The following is a 15,287-nucleotide window of genomic DNA, read 5'->3' as shown; positions in this document are numbered from 1 at the left end:
CAACTCGTGCGCGCTGCTCAGATCGACTCCTATGGCGACCACACCGCGATCCAGGTTCGGGAGGTCGCCCGTCCGGCCCCCGGCGCGGGCCAGGTGGTCATCGAGGTCCACGCCTCCGGCATCAACCCCTTCGACGGCATCGTGCTCGCGGGCTGGATGGCCGACCAGATGCCGCTGGCCTTCCCCGCCACTCTTGGCGGGGACTTCGCCGGCGTGGTCGCCGAGCTCGGCGAGGGGGTGGGGAATCTCGCGGTCGGCGATCCCGTCTTCGGCGGCCAGGCGAACACGCTGTTCGGTGGCAGCGGAGCGCTGGCGGAGTTCGTCGCCGTCCCCGCTGACAAGGTCGCCAAGGCGCCCGGCGGGATCGACCTCGCGCTCGCTGCGGCGTTGCCGTTGGCCGGGGTCACCGCCGTGCAGGTGCTGCGTGACGAGCTGCGCCTCACCGCCGGCGAGCGCATCCTCATCCACGGAGCGAGCGGGAACGTCGGCGCTGCGGCGGTGCAGATCGCCAAGCATCTCGGTGCCACCGTGGTCGGAACGGCCTCTGCCGGAGCGCACTCGCGGGTGCTGGCCCTCGGCGCCGATCAGGTCGTCGACTATTCACCCGAGGGGCTTGCGGGGCTGACTGCCGACTTCGACGCGATCTTCGACGCGTCCAGTGTCGGTCCGGATGCCGTTCTGGGCGTCGCGCGGGCCGGAGGCCGTGTCGTCTCGATGACCTCTGCACCCGACGCCGGGGTGGTCGCCGAGCGCGAGCTCCTCGCCTCGCAGTCGTTCACCGTCATCACCGCAGAGAAGCTGAACGCGCTTCGTGGACTCGTCGAGACGGGGGTCGTGACGCCGCACGTCGCCGCGAGCTACCCGCTGGGCGACGCCGCGGAGGCGTTCCGCGCCAAGCTCTCCGGCGAGATCCACGGACGCGTGGCACTCCTCCCGCGCTGACAGCGAGCGAGGGCGCGGCCCCGGCTGTTCGCCGCGACCGCGCCCTCGATCATGCGCGCCGGAGACAGACGTTCAGAACCCGCCGCCGGCGCGGACGGCGAGATCCTGCCCTGCCTCCCAGGTGGCGAGACGCCTGGCGTACTCGTCCTTCAGATAGCCGAGGGGCTTGCTGCCGAAGAGCTGCCGGAGCGGGGGCTCGTCGAGGTCGACGAGCTCGAGCACGGCTCGGGCTGAGGCGGTGGGGGCGCCGCCGCCGGAGATCGCGGTCTTGAAGTCGCCCATCGCGGCGCGGAGGCCGTCGTAGGCGGGAAGCGGGTCGGCGAACTTCGCCGAGACGGCGCCGAAGGTGGTCGCGAAGGAGTCCGGCTCGACGAGGGTGACCTTGATGCCGAACGGCGCCACCTCTGCCGCGAGTGCTTGGGTGATGCCTTCGATGCCCCATTTGGAGGCGTTGTAGGCGCCGACGTAGGGGAAGGTGAGCACGCCGCCGGTGGAGGAGACCTGCAGGATGTGACCGGAGCCCTGCTCGCGCAGGAACGGCAGCACGGCCTGGCTGACCCAGACGGAGCCGAACAGGTTGGTCTCGACGACGGCGCGGAGGCCTTCTTCGCTGAGCTCTTCGACGGTGCCGTAGAGGCCGTAGCCGGCGTTGTTGACGATGACGTCGAGGCGGCCGAAGTGCGCGTGCGCGGCGGCGACCGTCGCGAAGACGGCGTCGCGGTCGGTCACATCCAGGGGCAGCGGAAGCACACGGTCGCCGTGCTGCTCGACGAGGGCGTCGAGCGCGCTGATGTCGCGGGCGGTGGCGGCGACGGAGTCGCCGCGTTCGAGGGCTGCTTCGGTCCATTGGCGGCCGAAGCCGCGGGAGGCTCCGGTAACGAACCAGATCTTGCTCATGTGTGGTCTCTCTTTCGTGGAAGCGGTGGTTAGTTGTCGAGGTCGGCGGCGAAGGTGCGGAAGGCGCCACGCTCGGTGTGGAGGGTCCAGATGCGCTCGGCGAGGGCGGTCGGCTCGTGGCTGGGCTCTCCGCCGCCGATGCCGCGCGGGATGATGAGCTGCGCGACGTGGATGTTCTCGGGTGCGAGGGCGTCGTGCAGGAGCTGCCCGTAGGCGCTCTCGCCGGCGAACGCGACGGAGGTGCCGGTGACCTTCGCGCCGGGTCTGACGGCGGAGGCGCCGTTGATGAGGATGATCGTGCCGCGCCCGAGGGACCGCATGCCGGGGATGACCTGATGGGCGGCGGTGACGGGGCCGTAGACGGAGAACTCCACCGGTCCGACGAGGTCGTCGGCGACGGTCTCGAGCACGGGCCGCATGAACTCCTTGGCGGGCAGCGGGCTCCACTGCAGCACCTCGATGCGGCCGAGCTGCTCGTCCGCGGCCACGAGTGCGGCGGTGAGCGAGGCGGGGTCGCGGACGTTGGCGACGTAGCCTTTCGCCGTGATGCCTTCCGAGGACAGCGTGGCGGCGATTCCGTCGAGGCGGTCCTGGCTGCGTGAGATCAGGGCGACAGCGAAGCCCTCGCGCCCGAATCGGCGGGCGACAGCGAGACCGAGGCCGGCGCCGGCCCCCACAATGGCGATGGTGGTCATGGTGTTCCTTCCGGTGATGGGTTAGCTGCCGGGCTGGGCGCCGTTGGCGACGAGGGTCTGCCCGGTGACCCAGACCGCGGCATCGGAGGCGAGGAACGCCACGATGGCGGCGATGTCCCCGGGCCTGCCCGGTGTGCCGAGGTCGGTCTCGCCGGCGAAGCCCTCGGTGCTGTCGTCGAAGTAGCCGGCCGCGCGGGTGCCCTCGGTGTCGACCAGGCCGGGGGCGACGCCGTTGACCCGGATGCCCCGGGGGGCGAGCTCGTTCGCGAGCTGAGCGGTGATGCCGTCGACGGCGTGCTTCGCGGCCGTGTAGACGAGGGCGCCAGGCGGGTTCATCGTCGAGGCGAGCGAGCTCATGTTCACGATACTGCCGCCGTGTCCCAGATGGGCGGAGGCGGCGCGGGTGACCTGGATGAGCCCGAGCACGTCGATGTCGAACACGCGGTGGAAGCTCGCCGCGGTCACGTCGGCCAGGTCGGCGTACTCGTACACGCCGGAGTTGTTCACCAGGATGTCGAGCCGCCCGTACTCGGCGATCGCTGCAGCGATGAGCGCGTCGGCGTCCGTCTCGACGCTGACGTCGCCGCGTACCGCGATCGCGTGACCGCCGGACGCCGTGATGCGGGCGACGACGCGCTCGGCGGCCTCCTTCGATGAGGCGTAGTTCACCACCACGCGGGCTCCGCCTGCGGCGAGGGCGTCGGCGATCGCGGCGCCCAGGCCCTTCGAGGCGCCGGTGACGATCGCGACCTTGTCGGCGAGGGTCATAGTGGTCGGTTCCTTCCGATGGTCCGGGTCAGCCGCGACGGGTGATGCCGGCGGTCGCGGCGGTGGCGAGCACGGGGCCGGTCACGGGGGCATCGCCCAGGGCGGCATCGATCGCGGCGATGGTGTCGGGGTTCAGCTCGACGCCGCTCGCGACGGCGTTGCCGTGCACCTGCTCGGGCCGGGAGGCGCCGATGATCGCGGACGCGACCTCGCGGCGTCGCAGCACCCACGCCAGCGCGAGTTGCGGGAGGGTGATCCTGAGGCCCTCTGCGATGGGGGCGAGGCGCTGCACGGCCTCGAGCGCCGCCTCGCTCCAGTTGACGTCCTTCGTCACGCTCGTGGCCTCGTTGGCGAACCGGCTGCCCTCGGGGGCGGGCTGGCCCGGCTTGTACTTCCCGGTGAGGATGCCCTGCGCCAGCGGCGACCACACCACCTGCGAGATCCCGTGCGCCGCCGTCAACGGGAAGACCTCCGCCTCGGGCGCCTGCCACAGCATCGAGTACTGCGGCTGCGAGGAGACGAAGAAGCCCTCGCCCACGATCCCGATCGCGGCCTCGATCTGCTCGGCGGTCCACTCGCTGAAGCCGAGGTAACGCGCCTTGCCCTGCTCCACGACCTTCGCGAACGCCTCCAGCGTCTCCTCGATCGGCACGGCCGAGTCGAAGCGGTGCGCCTGGTAGAGGTCGACGTAGTCGGTGCGCAGACGCGTCAGCGACGCGTCGATTTGCTTGGCGATCTGCGCGGAGGACAGGCCGGAATCCGTGTCCGACATCCGGCCCCACACCTTCGTCGCGAGGACGTAGGAGTCGCGCGGCCGCGAGGACAGGATCTGCCCCCACGCCTCCTCGGCGGCTCCCTGCCCGTAGATGTTCGCGGTGTCGAAGAAGGTGATCCCGGCATCGAAGGCGGCGTCGGTCACGGCGCGGGTCTTCTCCAGCGCGTCGCCCTCGGCGATCGTCAGCCACGAGCCGAGACCGATCTCGGAGACCTCGAGCTCCGATGTTCCCAGTCGGCGATATCGCATTGTCTGCTCCCGTTCATTGGCTCTCGGACGGTCAGGAATCCGTCCGCATTCGACGGTACGAGGGTCGCCAGTTCCGAGGGAGTTCCGCTGAGTGACCCCCAGCCCGGCTGCGCAGAGGGCACCGCGAAGGCCTCCCTTGCGCGCCGCAGCCGATCTACCCTGGAGTCATGAGCAACGAGCAGGAGGTCCGCGGCCGGATCCGCGACTTCGTCGTCTCGCGCCGCGAGCGGGTCTCTCCGGGCGATGTCGGCATCCGCGAGGGTGGTGCGCGCCGACGGGTCAAGGGCCTGCGACGTGAAGAGGTGGCGATGCTCGCGGGCGTGAGCGTCGAGTACTACACGCGCTTCGAGCGGGGGGACGCCGCGGGCGCTTCCGACTCGGTCGTCGACGCGATCTCCCACGTCCTGCGGCTCTCAGACATCGAACGCGAACACCTGCGACGCCTCTACGCGACGCTCGCCGCGGGCGACAAGGCGGAAGCGGTGCGAACGGTCAGAGACGTGCGTCCGTCGGTGCAGTGGCTGCTGGACTCGATCGAGGCCATCCCGGCGTTCGCGGTGAACCGGATCGGCGATATCGTCGCGACCAACACCGTGGGCCGGGCGTTCTACGTGCAGCTCTACGATGACGGCCGCAACCCGATCAATCACACCTGGTTCCAGTTCATGCGGCAGGAGCAATCGCGTCAGTTCTGGGTCGACTGGGACGTGATCGCCGACAACGGCGTCCACATCCTGCGCGCCGAAGTCGGCGCCGGCCGCGAGAACCCCGCGCTGAACGAACTCGTCGCCGAACTCCTCGCCGCCCCGGAGTTCCGCACCCGCTGGGAATCCCAGAACGTGCGCCTGCACACCTCCGGACTCAAACGAGTCGACCACCCCGTCGTCGGACGCATGGACCTCATCTACGAGAACATGCACTTCCCGGCAGACCCAGACCTCTCGCTCCTCACCTTCGGCCCCGAGCCGGGCACCCCGTCCGCTGACGCGATGCGCCTGCTCGGCATCTGGGCCAGGGACGGGATGCTGGTCCCCGACCGGCCGCGATTCGTCGAGCACGGCTGACGGTCATGCACCGATCGGCGACAGGCTCCACAAAGAAGTTGTCGCAGAACAGCCCCTCGAAGCTGGGCGGCATCCCTCTGTTGAGCGGAAGAACCGTTCCCAGCGCTGCTCGAAGTCGGCGGAGCCCCGTCGAGGATCGCGATGAGGAAGTTCGCGTCGACCAGGCGTAGTCGCATGGGCGGGGTGCCGGCGGCGGCGGTGCTTGCCGAGCGCACTGAGAGGACGAACGCCGCGTTCGAGCAGCCTACCTCTTGGCTCGGACTCCGAGGGCGGGGGTCGTCGCTACGTTTGTCCGACTTCTCCCGCGTCAGCACCTGCGCTGGGGTCCGCGGCGCTACGTAGACGTGCTCCAAACCGCGCTGAGGTTGGGCTCGTCTGTGACCGTGGAGCGAATAGACGGCGCGTAGCAGCGACGTGTTCCGCTCCCAGTCGGAAGCCCGGGAAGGCATCGCCGGCTGCGTTGTCCGCGCGCTGATGGACGAAGCCCTTGACCTCCCGCGACGCCGCCGCGGGAGGTCAGGTCGTCGAGCGGTTCACGCTCCGTTGGCTCGGAAGTGGCGATCCATCAGTTGCAGCACGAGCTGGTTCGGGATTCCGCCGTACTGCAGGTCCACGGTGTGGTCGGAGAAGTTCCTGCGGACCACGGTGAGATCGATTCCCGCGTCGGTCGCCTCGCTGATGAACTCGTCGACCCCCGCGACCGGGACGAGGTGGTCGCTCTCGCTGGTGAACACCAGCGTCGGCGGGGTCACAGCGGGGTCGAGGTAGTTGATCGGCGAGACGACGGCGACGCGGTCGGGGTGTTCCGACGGGGTTCCGCCGAGGTAATGGGAGACCATCTCGCGAGACCAGTCGCCGAGCACGTCGTCGTCGTTGTCGTAGAAGCTGACCGGATCGACGGCGGGGACCTGCGCGGCGACGGCTCGGATGCTCGGGATCTCGGTGTCGCACCAGGGCTCGAGCTCGCCGGCGGCGAGCGCATAGCTGGTGCCGAGCGTGAGGGCACCGCCCGCGGACTCGCCGTAGACGAAAATGCGGTCGGGGTCGCCGCCGTATTCGGCGGCGTGCTCGGCGAGCCAGCCGAGACCGCAGGCGACCTGGGGCATGGCGGTGTCCCAGGTCGCGTGGTCCTCGGTGGCGAGGGTGTAGTTGATGCCCGCGGCGAGGTAGCCCTGCTCGGCGAACCACTCGAGATTGCTCGACTGCGCCGCCTTGTCCCCGATGATCCAGCCGCCGCCGTGCACGTAGACCACGACGGGAGCGGGGTCCTCGGTCTCGACCGGCCGGTACAGGTCGAGCTCGAGCGGTTCGCCGTCGTCAGTGCCGTACTCGAGTGTCGCGTCGGGCTGGCCGGAGTCTCCGTAGACCGCGGGAGAGAGCGCGGAAGCCAGGTTCGCGTCGACCTCGTAGCGGGAGGCCGTGGTCAGCTGGTCACCGAGAACGACCGAGGAGCCGACGAGCGAGAGCACGGTCACCGCGCTGACGATCACGCCCATCCTCCGTACTCCGAGCTTCCAGGCGACGAGGGCGCTAACCAGGCCGAGTATCGCCAGCAGCATCAGTGGCACGAGCATCATCGACCACACCATCGTGCCCAGCGTGCCGACCACGGGCAGCCCGGGGAGCAGCAGTCCACCGACGCCGAGTGCGACGCACGCCGCGATCGCCGAGGCGAGGACGATGAGGATACGGCGGACAGGCACACGCCATCCGGACTGCGGTCGCGGGGAATCGGACATCGCTCAGCCTTTCACTGCACATCAAAAGTATTGTCGTGAGGACAATATATGCCAGAGCTCCGGTGCGACTTCGCAGGACGGCTCAGTCGAGATCCGTCTCAGCGGGAGTCTCTCTTGGAGAGCGCCCTCAGCATGTCTCGGAGGATGCTGGCGCAGCGGACCGGGTCGATACTGTCGTCGATGAGCCATTGCGCTTCGACGCCCTCGACTGCACCGAGCAAGACGGCGGCCAGCGCCTCGACATCCGTGTCGGGATCGAGGTCGGCTTCGGCGATGGAGGTGCGGATCTCCTGCGCGGTCAGTTCCCGGAGCGCGCGATGTCGGGCTGCCGCCCATTCTCGTGCGGGATGGGCAGGATCCGACGCTTCCGCTGTCAGCGCGTGAGCGAGCTGGACGAGGGGTCGGTCCTCGATGACGCGTCCAACAAGGTTCGGCAGATCCTCCAGGGTCTCCAGGATGTTCAGCTCGGAGTTGGCGTCGTCGAAGGTTGAAAGGCGTTCGTCTCGCGACTTGAGCAGTTCAAGAAGGATTGCGTTCTTGCTCGGGAAATAGTGCAGCACTCCGGCTCGGGTGTAGCCGGCGCGTTTGGCGATCTCATTGAGGGATCCCCCTCGGTACCCACCCTCGGCGAACACGTCTTTCGCTACGGAGAGGATGCGTACGCGAGGTGTGACCTGTTCCGTCGTCATGGCTCGAGCCTAGGGCGCCGGCGACGATGAGGCGCGGCGCGATAGCTCGAGCATCGGCGAGATCGATTCGTTGGCGTCGGTCCGCCGAGACGGTGCGGCCGGCTACATCGTGCGGAAGCCCGGCCCGCGGCGCAGAGCTCGATCGGATCATCTATTCATTGCATACCTACATGTTGGTAGGTATTATCTGACGAGCACGATCCAGGCGCCCGCGCAGCCGCGGGCCGACTTCGAGGAAGAAGAATTATGTCTGTCACTCGTACCCGGCGAAGCCCGAATCCATGGTGGGTAGCTGTCGTCTCCGGGATGGCGTCGTACATCGACGCGGCCGCCATCATCAGCTTCAGCATCGTCCTGACCATCTACGCGGCGGTGTTCCAGTTCACCCCGGAGGAGGTCGGACTCGGTGCGGGCGCCATCGCGTTCGGCATCGCCATCGGCGCGCTGATCGGGGGCCGTCTCGGGGATCGGTTCGGTCGTCGGCCGGTATTCGTGGCGACCATGGTCATCATCATCGTCGGCCTTCTGGTGATGATGTTCTCCACCACGTTCCCGGTGTTGGCTATCGGCGTCCTCCTCCTGGGGCTCGGTGCCGGCGCCGACCTGCCGGTCTCTCTCTCCACGATCGCGGAAGCCGCCAATGACGAGAATCGAGGCCGGTTGATCTCCTTCTCCAACATCCTGTGGATCGGAGGGGTCTTGATCTCGATGATCGGCGGCACTCTGTTCGGCAACCTCGGCGTGCTCGGCGCGCAGATCCTGCTCGGACACGTCGCGGTGGTCGCCGTCCTCGTCCTGTTGGGCCGGCTCACTATTCCGGAGTCCGACGCTTGGCGCGAGTCCCGCGCAGAGCGCGCAGCCGGCGTTGCAACGATCCGGGCGGACAACAGCAGCATCCGGCAGCTGTTCAGCCGCCGCTACGTTGTTCCCTTCCTCGGCCTCATCCTCTTCTACGCGCTGGTGAACCTCGCCGCGAACACGGGTGGCCAGTTCGGCACCTACCTGCTCGTGAACGAGGCCGGCGTCGACGTGTCCACGGCCTCCCTTCTCGGGCTCGTGTCCTTCCCGGTGATCCTCATCGGATACGGGTGGTTCATGAAGATCGCCGACAAGCCCTACCGGTTCAACTACTTCGTCGTCGGGGCCCTCCTCTACGTCGCCGCACAGCTGGTGCCCGCAATCTTCGGCTACTCCGTAGCCACGATGCTGATCAGTGGCGTGGTCGGCTCGATCGGCGCCGCGTTCGCGTTCGAGACGATCATGAAGGTCTGGACGCAGGAGCAGTTCCCGACCCTTCTGCGCAGCACCGCACAGGGCACGATCATCGCGGTCGCCCGCTTCTCCGCTGCGGGCCTGGCAACCTTCACCCCGCTCATCCTCGCCGCCGGGGTCAGCGTCCTGTACTGGTTCCTGGCCATCGTCAGCGCCGTCGGCTTCCTCATCGCGTACTTCGTGTTCCGCACCCGCGACCAGCACAACGAGTTCGACGTCGAGGAACAGCTCGACCCCGAGGCCGTCGATGACGCGCCCTCGGTGCAGTCCCGTTGATCCACGAAAGGCACAAACCCTATGACTAGCATCGCTCCCACCCGTCCCGCTCTGCACACCGCATCCGCCTCTGCATGGAAGGGCCAGTGGATCTCGGCCGGATCCGCCACCGCCAACGACGACCCGATCGGGATGCTCGGCGCCGCGCAGCACGCTGACTTCTCCCGGACCCTGTTCCGACGGGCGTTCGAACTCGATACCGCCCCCGAGGCCGCCCGGATCCGATTGACTGCGGACTCCCGTTACGCGCTGTGGGTCAACGGCGAGCAGATCGGACGCGGCCCCGTACGGTCGCAGCCGAATCGACTGCGCTACGACGAGTACGACATCACGACGGCGCTCATTGAGGGCCGGAACACCGTTGCGATCATCGTCACCTACTACGGCAAGGCCACATCGTGGTGGATGCCCGCCGCCGGCGGCTCCGCCCTGGGCCAGGACGGTGTCCTCGTCGCGGAGATCGATATCGACGACGACAAGATCGTCAGCGACGAGCAGTGGAAGGCGACAAAGTCCGCCGCGTGGACCCAGCCGACCGGCCCTTCCCACGGTGTCCCCGTGGAGATCTTCGACGCCCGCCTTCTCGATCCCGACTGGATCACGGGCGCCTTCGACGACTCGGACTGGGCGAACGCATCCGTCACCGCCACTACCCACACCGGCGCGCAGGGCCGCACCCGACCCCCCGCCTACCCGTACGGTCCGCTGCTTCCCCGCGCCATCTCCTTCCTCGAAGGCGACACGCTTACCGCCGAGCTCACCGCGGCTACTCGGTACCCGTTGCCCGAGTGGGACTCGGACAGCCCGATCGGACGTGCTCTCCAGGTGCTGCATTCTTCCCCTGTTGAGGAGCTGCCGGGAGGGCTGCCTGTGACGGTGGAGGGCGAGGATGTCACACTGCTGACGTTCGACTTCGGTCGGATCGTCGCCGGTTACGTGCATCTCGACGTCACGGCGGGCCCTGGAACCACGGTCGAGCTGTACTACCGGGAGAAGCCATTCGACCCAGACGCCGCCGCGTCCTTCACCGACCCCACCACCGGTGCGCGCTTCATCGCTCGCGGTGACGACGCGGGCTTCGATGCTCAGGAAGCCAACGGGTTCCGGTTCGCTCACGTCATCGTTCATGGTGGCAGCGCCACGGTGAACGCACTTACGATTGACGAGCGCCTGTATCCCCGGACTGGTCCTTCGCAATTCGATTCCGATGACGACGAGCTCGTCCGTCTGTTCCACGCGGGTGTCCGCACCGTGCAGTTGAACTCGTTCGACGCCTACATGGACTGCCCTACCCGTGAGCAGCGCGCCTGGGTCGGCGACGCCATCGTCCACCAGCTCGTCGATCTGACCACCAACGAGGATCGGGGGTTGGCACGCAACTACATCGTGCTCAGCGACTCACCCCGCTCCGACGGCATCCTCCCGATGAGCGTGGTCGGCGAGATCGAGGCCGGCGGCGGCGTCACCATTGGCGACTGGTCACTCAGCTGGATCCACGGCCTGCACAGCCTGTTTCGCTACGAAGGGGACCTCGAGTTCCTCCGCGCACACCTGGGCACGGCGGAAGGTATCCTCCGCTGGTACGCACGCTCGATCGACGAACACGGTACCCTCACCGATGTCCCCGAATGGAACCTCGTCGACTGGGCGAGCATCTACCTGAACGGACGCAGCTCCATCCTCACCGCCCTGTGGGCGCGAGGTCTGCGCGAGTTCGCGGAGATCGCCGACGCGCTCGGTGACCACGGTCGGGCTTCCTGGGCTCGTGGCCTCTACGAGGACGCGCGGGCCGGGTTCGAGGACTTCTGGGATGCGGAGCGTGGGCTGTACATCGACCACATCGTCGACGGCGACCCGGAGCGCCCCACTTCACAGGCGGCGAACGCGACCGCGATCGTCTCCGGGCTCGCGCCCCGTGAACGATGGTCAGCGATCGTCGAGAAGATCACAGACCCCGCCCGTCTCGTGGTGCGCTCCTGGCTGGGCCGCGAAGACGGCACCTACGACATCGAGAAGATGATGGCGCAAGCCCGCGGCCTGTCGGATGCGGACTGGGACGTCGAGAACGAGATCGTCATCGGGCAACCGTTCTTCAGCTACGTCACCCACGACGCCGTCGCCCTCGCCGGCCACGCCGACAAACTCCCCGACCTCTTGCGCCGGTGGAGCCAGTTCCTCACCGACGGGTACGACACCCTCGGTGAATGCTGGGGATGGGGGACACCCGTACACGGGTGGAGCGCAACCCCGACGCGTGACCTCATCGCCTACGTGCTCGGTATCCAGCCCGCCACGCCCGGGTTCCGCACTGCCCGCGTCGCGCCGCGTCCAGGCAGCATCGGAGTCATCGCGGGCGTTGCGCCGACTCCGCATGGACCGATCGAGGTGCGCGTCGACAACGGGACTGTCCACCTCGTCACTCCCATCGAGACCGAGTTCGTCCACACCGATGGCACGTCGGAGACGCTCGCTCCCGGAGAGCACACGCTGACGCTCCGATGACATGTCGAGGGCTCGGTGACCGTTCTGCCGGTCGCCGAGCCCTCGAGCATCTACCCTGAGGAGGTCGCTGTCTCGTGGTCAGGCCAGAGCCGTTCGCAGCGCTTCGAGGCGGCGTTCCCGGGCTTGGGCGACGGCGGGGTGGTCGGGCTTGATGACCTCGGCACCGTGATGGGCGCGAGGGATCGTGACGACCTCGGTGGGGACGCCGGCGTCCTCGAGCCGTCTCGCGTACTCGATCGTCTCCGGGTAGAAGAGGTCGACGGAGCCGATCATCATCCATGCGGGGGCGAGCCCACTGAGGTTCTCCCTGCGGGCTGCAGCGGCGTAGGGGAGGTCGAAGTCGCTGCCGGGCTCGCGTCCGAGGTAGGCGGTCCAGCCGTACCGGTTGGAGGGAACGGTCCAGGCGAGCGCGACGGTGCCGTCGGACTCGGCCCGGGTCACGGTGCGGTCGTCGAGCATAGGGGAGACGAGCACCTGGAGGCGCAGCGGGATGCCAGCGTCGTGGGCGCGTTGCGCGAGCGCGGCGGCCAGGCCTCCGCCGGCGCTCTCTCCACCGACGGCAATGCGGCTCCGGTCGACGTTCAGTTCTTCGGCACGGTCGATCAGCCATCGCAGTGCAGTGAAGCAGTCGTCGATCGCCGCCGGGTACGGGTGTTCGGGGGCGAGCCGGTAGTCGGGGGCGATCACGACGGCGCCGAGGTCGGCGGCGAATCCGGACGCCCATGCGTTGACGTTGCGGGATGATCCGGAGATCATCCCGCCGCCGTGGATCCACACCACAGCCGGGCTCGGAGTCGAGCGAGCGGACGACTCGTACAGGACCGCGTCGACCCCGTCTTGGGCGACCGTGAGTTCGCGGTCGATGACGCCTTCGCGGATCTTCGAGGGCGTTCCGTTCACCTTTCGAAGGAACTTCAGCATGCGCGGCCCGCGGATGTGAAGGGGGAACCGCAGCAGCGGGGACATCAGGGCGGGGTCGGCGGCATGCAGGGCCTGCCGCCACGGTGACTTCGGCATATCAGCGGGTCCTCTCACTGGTGGGAACGGTGATGGTCGACTTTCCATCGGCGAGGTCATGGTGATGGTCGCCGACGATGAGCGTCGCGGTCGCGCCGTCTGGGACGTTGGCGGTGATTTCGAGCCCGGCATCGGTTGATGCCCAGGAGATCGACGCGGGGCCGTGCGGGGTGCCGACGGTGGCTGAGGCGTGTGTGAGGCCGCTGGTGAGCCCGGGTTCGAGGAGGATGTGCCGGTAGCCGGGTTCGGCGGGGCGGATGCCGGCGACGCGTTCGACGAGGAAGCGGGCTACTGTGCCGAAGCTGTAGTGGTTATGGCTAGCTTTCGCGTTGCCCTTCTTGTCGTGGCCTTCCCAGGTCTCCCACACGGTCGTCGCACCGTGGTCGACCTGATAGAGCCAGGATGGGCTGGTGTCCTGGAACAGGACCCGGTATGCGGTGTCGGCGTGCTCGTGGTCGACGAGGACGTCCAGCAGCGCCCCGGTGGAGAGGAAACCTGTGCCGAGGTGGTAACCGGCGTCCTTCACGACCTCCGCGAGGCGGGCTGCGGCGGCGGGCTTCTCTGCCTCGTCGAGCAGGTCGAAGGCGATCGCGCGGACGTAGTCGTCCTGACGATCCAGCCCGATCCGCCCGTCGGGACCGAAGAACGCGGCACGCCACGCGAGACGGACGTTGTCGGCGAGCTCACGATACCGGGCGGAGTCGTCTGGTCGATCGAGGATGGTGGCGATCTGCGACAGGAGCCGGGCCGAGTGCTCGAGGTAGGCCGTCGCGACGACGGGGGCGGAGCGTCGCAGCGAGTCCATCGCGGAGCCGAGGAAGTCCTCGCCCGGGCGGAGCCATTCGCCGAAGTCCCACCCGTGGTCGACGATGAATCGCTCGAGACTCGACGGGACAGCGCCGCGGCGACCGCGCTTCTTCCGTCGGGTCTTCTCGCCACGGCCGAGGAGGAATTCGATCCAGCGGGCCGCGGCCTGATATCCCTGCTCCAGCACGGCCGGTTCGCCGTAGTAGCGATACAGGTCCCAGGGGACGAGCACGCTGGCGTCACCCCACCCGGCCGAACTGGAGAAGAACCGGAACGCGGAAGGGAACCCGCCGGAGAAGGCGGAAGCCTCCGCCGGAATGATCATCGGAACCCTGCCATCCTCGAGCTGCTCGGCAGCGAGATTGCGCAGATACCGGCCGAGATAGGCGGACACATCTGCGTAGACAGCGGCGGTGGAGGTGAAGACCTGTAGGTCGCCGGTCCACCCGGACCTTTCCCGTGTGGGACAGTCGGTGGGGGTGTCGGTGAAGTTGGAGCGCAGACCCCACCGCACGTTCTCGAACAGCTTCTCCAGGCGCGGGTCGGAGCACGAGAACGACCCCGTCTCCTCAAGCGCCGTGGACAGGACGACGAACTCGATGTCGTCGGGTGTCAGTGCCTCGTCCAGGCCGTCGACCTCCACGTAGCGGAAACCGTGGATCGTGAACCAGGGCTGCCACCACGTGTCCGTGCCATCGAGGACGACGGTGTCGGTCTGCGTCCACTGCTTGCCCACGGGCAGCAGGGCGAGGTACTGCGTGTCGATCTCACCATCCCGGCCGACGACCTCGCTGTGGGTGAGTCGCACCGCTCGCCCGACGGGCCCGCGCAGGCGGATCCGAACGACGCCCGCGGCGTTCTGCCCGAAGTCCACCAGTTGCTTTCCGGCCGGGGTGCGTGCGATGCTCACCGGGCTGATGCGGGCGATCTGCTCCACCCGCGCCACCTCCTCTGGTATCAGAGTTCGCGGAGCGCGGAGCACTTCGCACGGCTTCAGGCGGGCAGGAGCTTCCTCGCCGGCCAGCCAGTCGGCGTCGGGGATGCGGAGGTCGGCGTTCTCGCCGTGCTTCGGGTCGGTCGCCCCGATCCGTCCCGTTCCCGCCAGCCAGCTTCCGTCGGTGATGACGGTGTCTTCTGTCCCGTCCGTGTAGCGGATCGTCACCCTTGCCCAGCCTGCGAGGCGGTCACCGTAAACCGCCTGGTGGTTCAGGGCGCCATTGCGCCCGCGGAATCGCCCGTCGCCTACCGCGATCGCCAGCACGTTCTCGCCCGACCGCAGGTGTTCGGTCACGTCGTACTCCTGGTACTCGACGTACTCATCGAACGGCGTCCATCTCGGCACGAGTGCGGGGCCGGTGAGATCCGCGCCGTTGACGAAGAACCTGTACCAACCCAGAGCTGACACTTCTGCGCTGGCAGAGGCGACCTCGCGGTCGACGCGGACGGCGCCGCGCAGATACAAGGCTGTGAAGTTCTTCTTGCCTGGGTGGTGTGAGTTGGTGATCCAGTGGGCTTCGGTGCTCATCGTCCGTGCTCCTCGACGTCATTGGCGGGTCACAGTATCCTAGCAACTATTTCACCAAAGAAAACAGTTG

General features: G+C 68.1%; 12 protein-coding genes. 4 read left to right on the top strand and 8 right to left on the bottom strand.

Features of this window, described 5'->3' with window-relative positions:
- Positions 1–6: 6 nt before the first annotated feature.
- Entirely contained in the window at positions 7–942 is a 936-nt protein-coding gene (locus tag ACIGEP_RS07090) for an NADP-dependent oxidoreductase (RefSeq protein WP_396660887.1), read from the top strand.
- 72 nt (positions 943–1,014) lie between these two features.
- Here the strand turns inward: ACIGEP_RS07090 and ACIGEP_RS07085 are convergent, their stop codons facing one another.
- The 4 genes from ACIGEP_RS07085 to ACIGEP_RS07070 are packed head-to-tail and all read right to left on the bottom strand — an operon-like array spanning position 1,015 to position 4,326.
- Positions 1,015–1,839, bottom strand: coding sequence for an SDR family NAD(P)-dependent oxidoreductase (locus tag ACIGEP_RS07085; RefSeq protein WP_396660886.1), 825 nt, complete (start codon positions 1,837–1,839; stop codon positions 1,015–1,017).
- A gap of 29 nt (positions 1,840–1,868) precedes the next feature.
- Entirely contained in the window at positions 1,869–2,534 is a 666-nt protein-coding gene (locus ACIGEP_RS07080; RefSeq protein WP_396660885.1) for an SDR family NAD(P)-dependent oxidoreductase, read from the bottom strand.
- A 21-nt stretch (positions 2,535–2,555) separates the two neighbouring features.
- Positions 2,556–3,302 (bottom strand): SDR family NAD(P)-dependent oxidoreductase, encoded by a 747-nt coding sequence (locus ACIGEP_RS07075; protein WP_396660884.1) that lies wholly within the window; start codon positions 3,300–3,302, stop codon positions 2,556–2,558.
- A 28-nt stretch (positions 3,303–3,330) separates the two neighbouring features.
- Complete coding sequence (locus ACIGEP_RS07070) at positions 3,331–4,326, bottom strand: aldo/keto reductase (protein ID WP_396660883.1); 996 nt, start codon at positions 4,324–4,326, stop codon at positions 3,331–3,333.
- A gap of 167 nt (positions 4,327–4,493) precedes the next feature.
- Here ACIGEP_RS07070 and ACIGEP_RS07065 point away from each other — a divergent pair, with 167 nt between their 5' ends.
- Complete coding sequence (locus tag ACIGEP_RS07065; protein WP_396660882.1) at positions 4,494–5,390, top strand: helix-turn-helix transcriptional regulator; 897 nt, start codon at positions 4,494–4,496, stop codon at positions 5,388–5,390.
- 533 nt (positions 5,391–5,923) lie between these two features.
- Here ACIGEP_RS07065 and ACIGEP_RS07060 read toward each other — a convergent pair.
- Entirely contained in the window at positions 5,924–7,129 is a 1,206-nt protein-coding gene (locus ACIGEP_RS07060) for an alpha/beta hydrolase fold domain-containing protein (protein WP_396660881.1), read from the bottom strand.
- A 98-nt stretch (positions 7,130–7,227) separates the two neighbouring features.
- Entirely contained in the window at positions 7,228–7,818 is a 591-nt protein-coding gene (locus ACIGEP_RS07055) for a TetR/AcrR family transcriptional regulator (RefSeq protein WP_396660880.1), read from the bottom strand.
- 306 nt (positions 7,819–8,124) lie between these two features.
- Here ACIGEP_RS07055 and ACIGEP_RS07050 point away from each other — a divergent pair, with 306 nt between their 5' ends.
- Both ACIGEP_RS07050 and ACIGEP_RS07045 read left to right on the top strand, forming a co-directional pair.
- Entirely contained in the window at positions 8,125–9,366 is a 1,242-nt protein-coding gene (locus ACIGEP_RS07050) for an MFS transporter (RefSeq protein WP_396660879.1), read from the top strand.
- Positions 9,367–9,387: 21 nt separating this feature from the next.
- Positions 9,388–11,868, top strand: a complete 2,481-nt coding sequence (locus ACIGEP_RS07045) for an alpha-L-rhamnosidase N-terminal domain-containing protein (protein WP_396660878.1) — start codon at positions 9,388–9,390, stop codon at positions 11,866–11,868.
- 78 nt (positions 11,869–11,946) lie between these two features.
- Here ACIGEP_RS07045 and ACIGEP_RS07040 read toward each other — a convergent pair whose 3' ends face one another.
- Both ACIGEP_RS07040 and ACIGEP_RS07035 read right to left on the bottom strand, forming a co-directional pair.
- Positions 11,947–12,885: an alpha/beta hydrolase gene (locus ACIGEP_RS07040; protein WP_396660877.1), complete on the bottom strand. Its 939-nt coding sequence runs from the start codon at positions 12,883–12,885 to the stop codon at positions 11,947–11,949.
- A 1-nt stretch (position 12,886) separates the two neighbouring features.
- Positions 12,887–15,217: a family 78 glycoside hydrolase catalytic domain gene (locus ACIGEP_RS07035; protein ID WP_396660876.1), complete on the bottom strand. Its 2,331-nt coding sequence runs from the start codon at positions 15,215–15,217 to the stop codon at positions 12,887–12,889.
- Between the last annotated feature and the right edge of the window lie 70 nt (positions 15,218–15,287).

Origin of the sequence: Microbacterium sp. NPDC077663, assembly GCF_044542795.1 — a bacterium.
Classification (GTDB): domain Bacteria; phylum Actinomycetota; class Actinomycetes; order Actinomycetales; family Microbacteriaceae; genus Microbacterium.
This window is presented reverse-complemented; position numbering and strand designations above follow the sequence as displayed.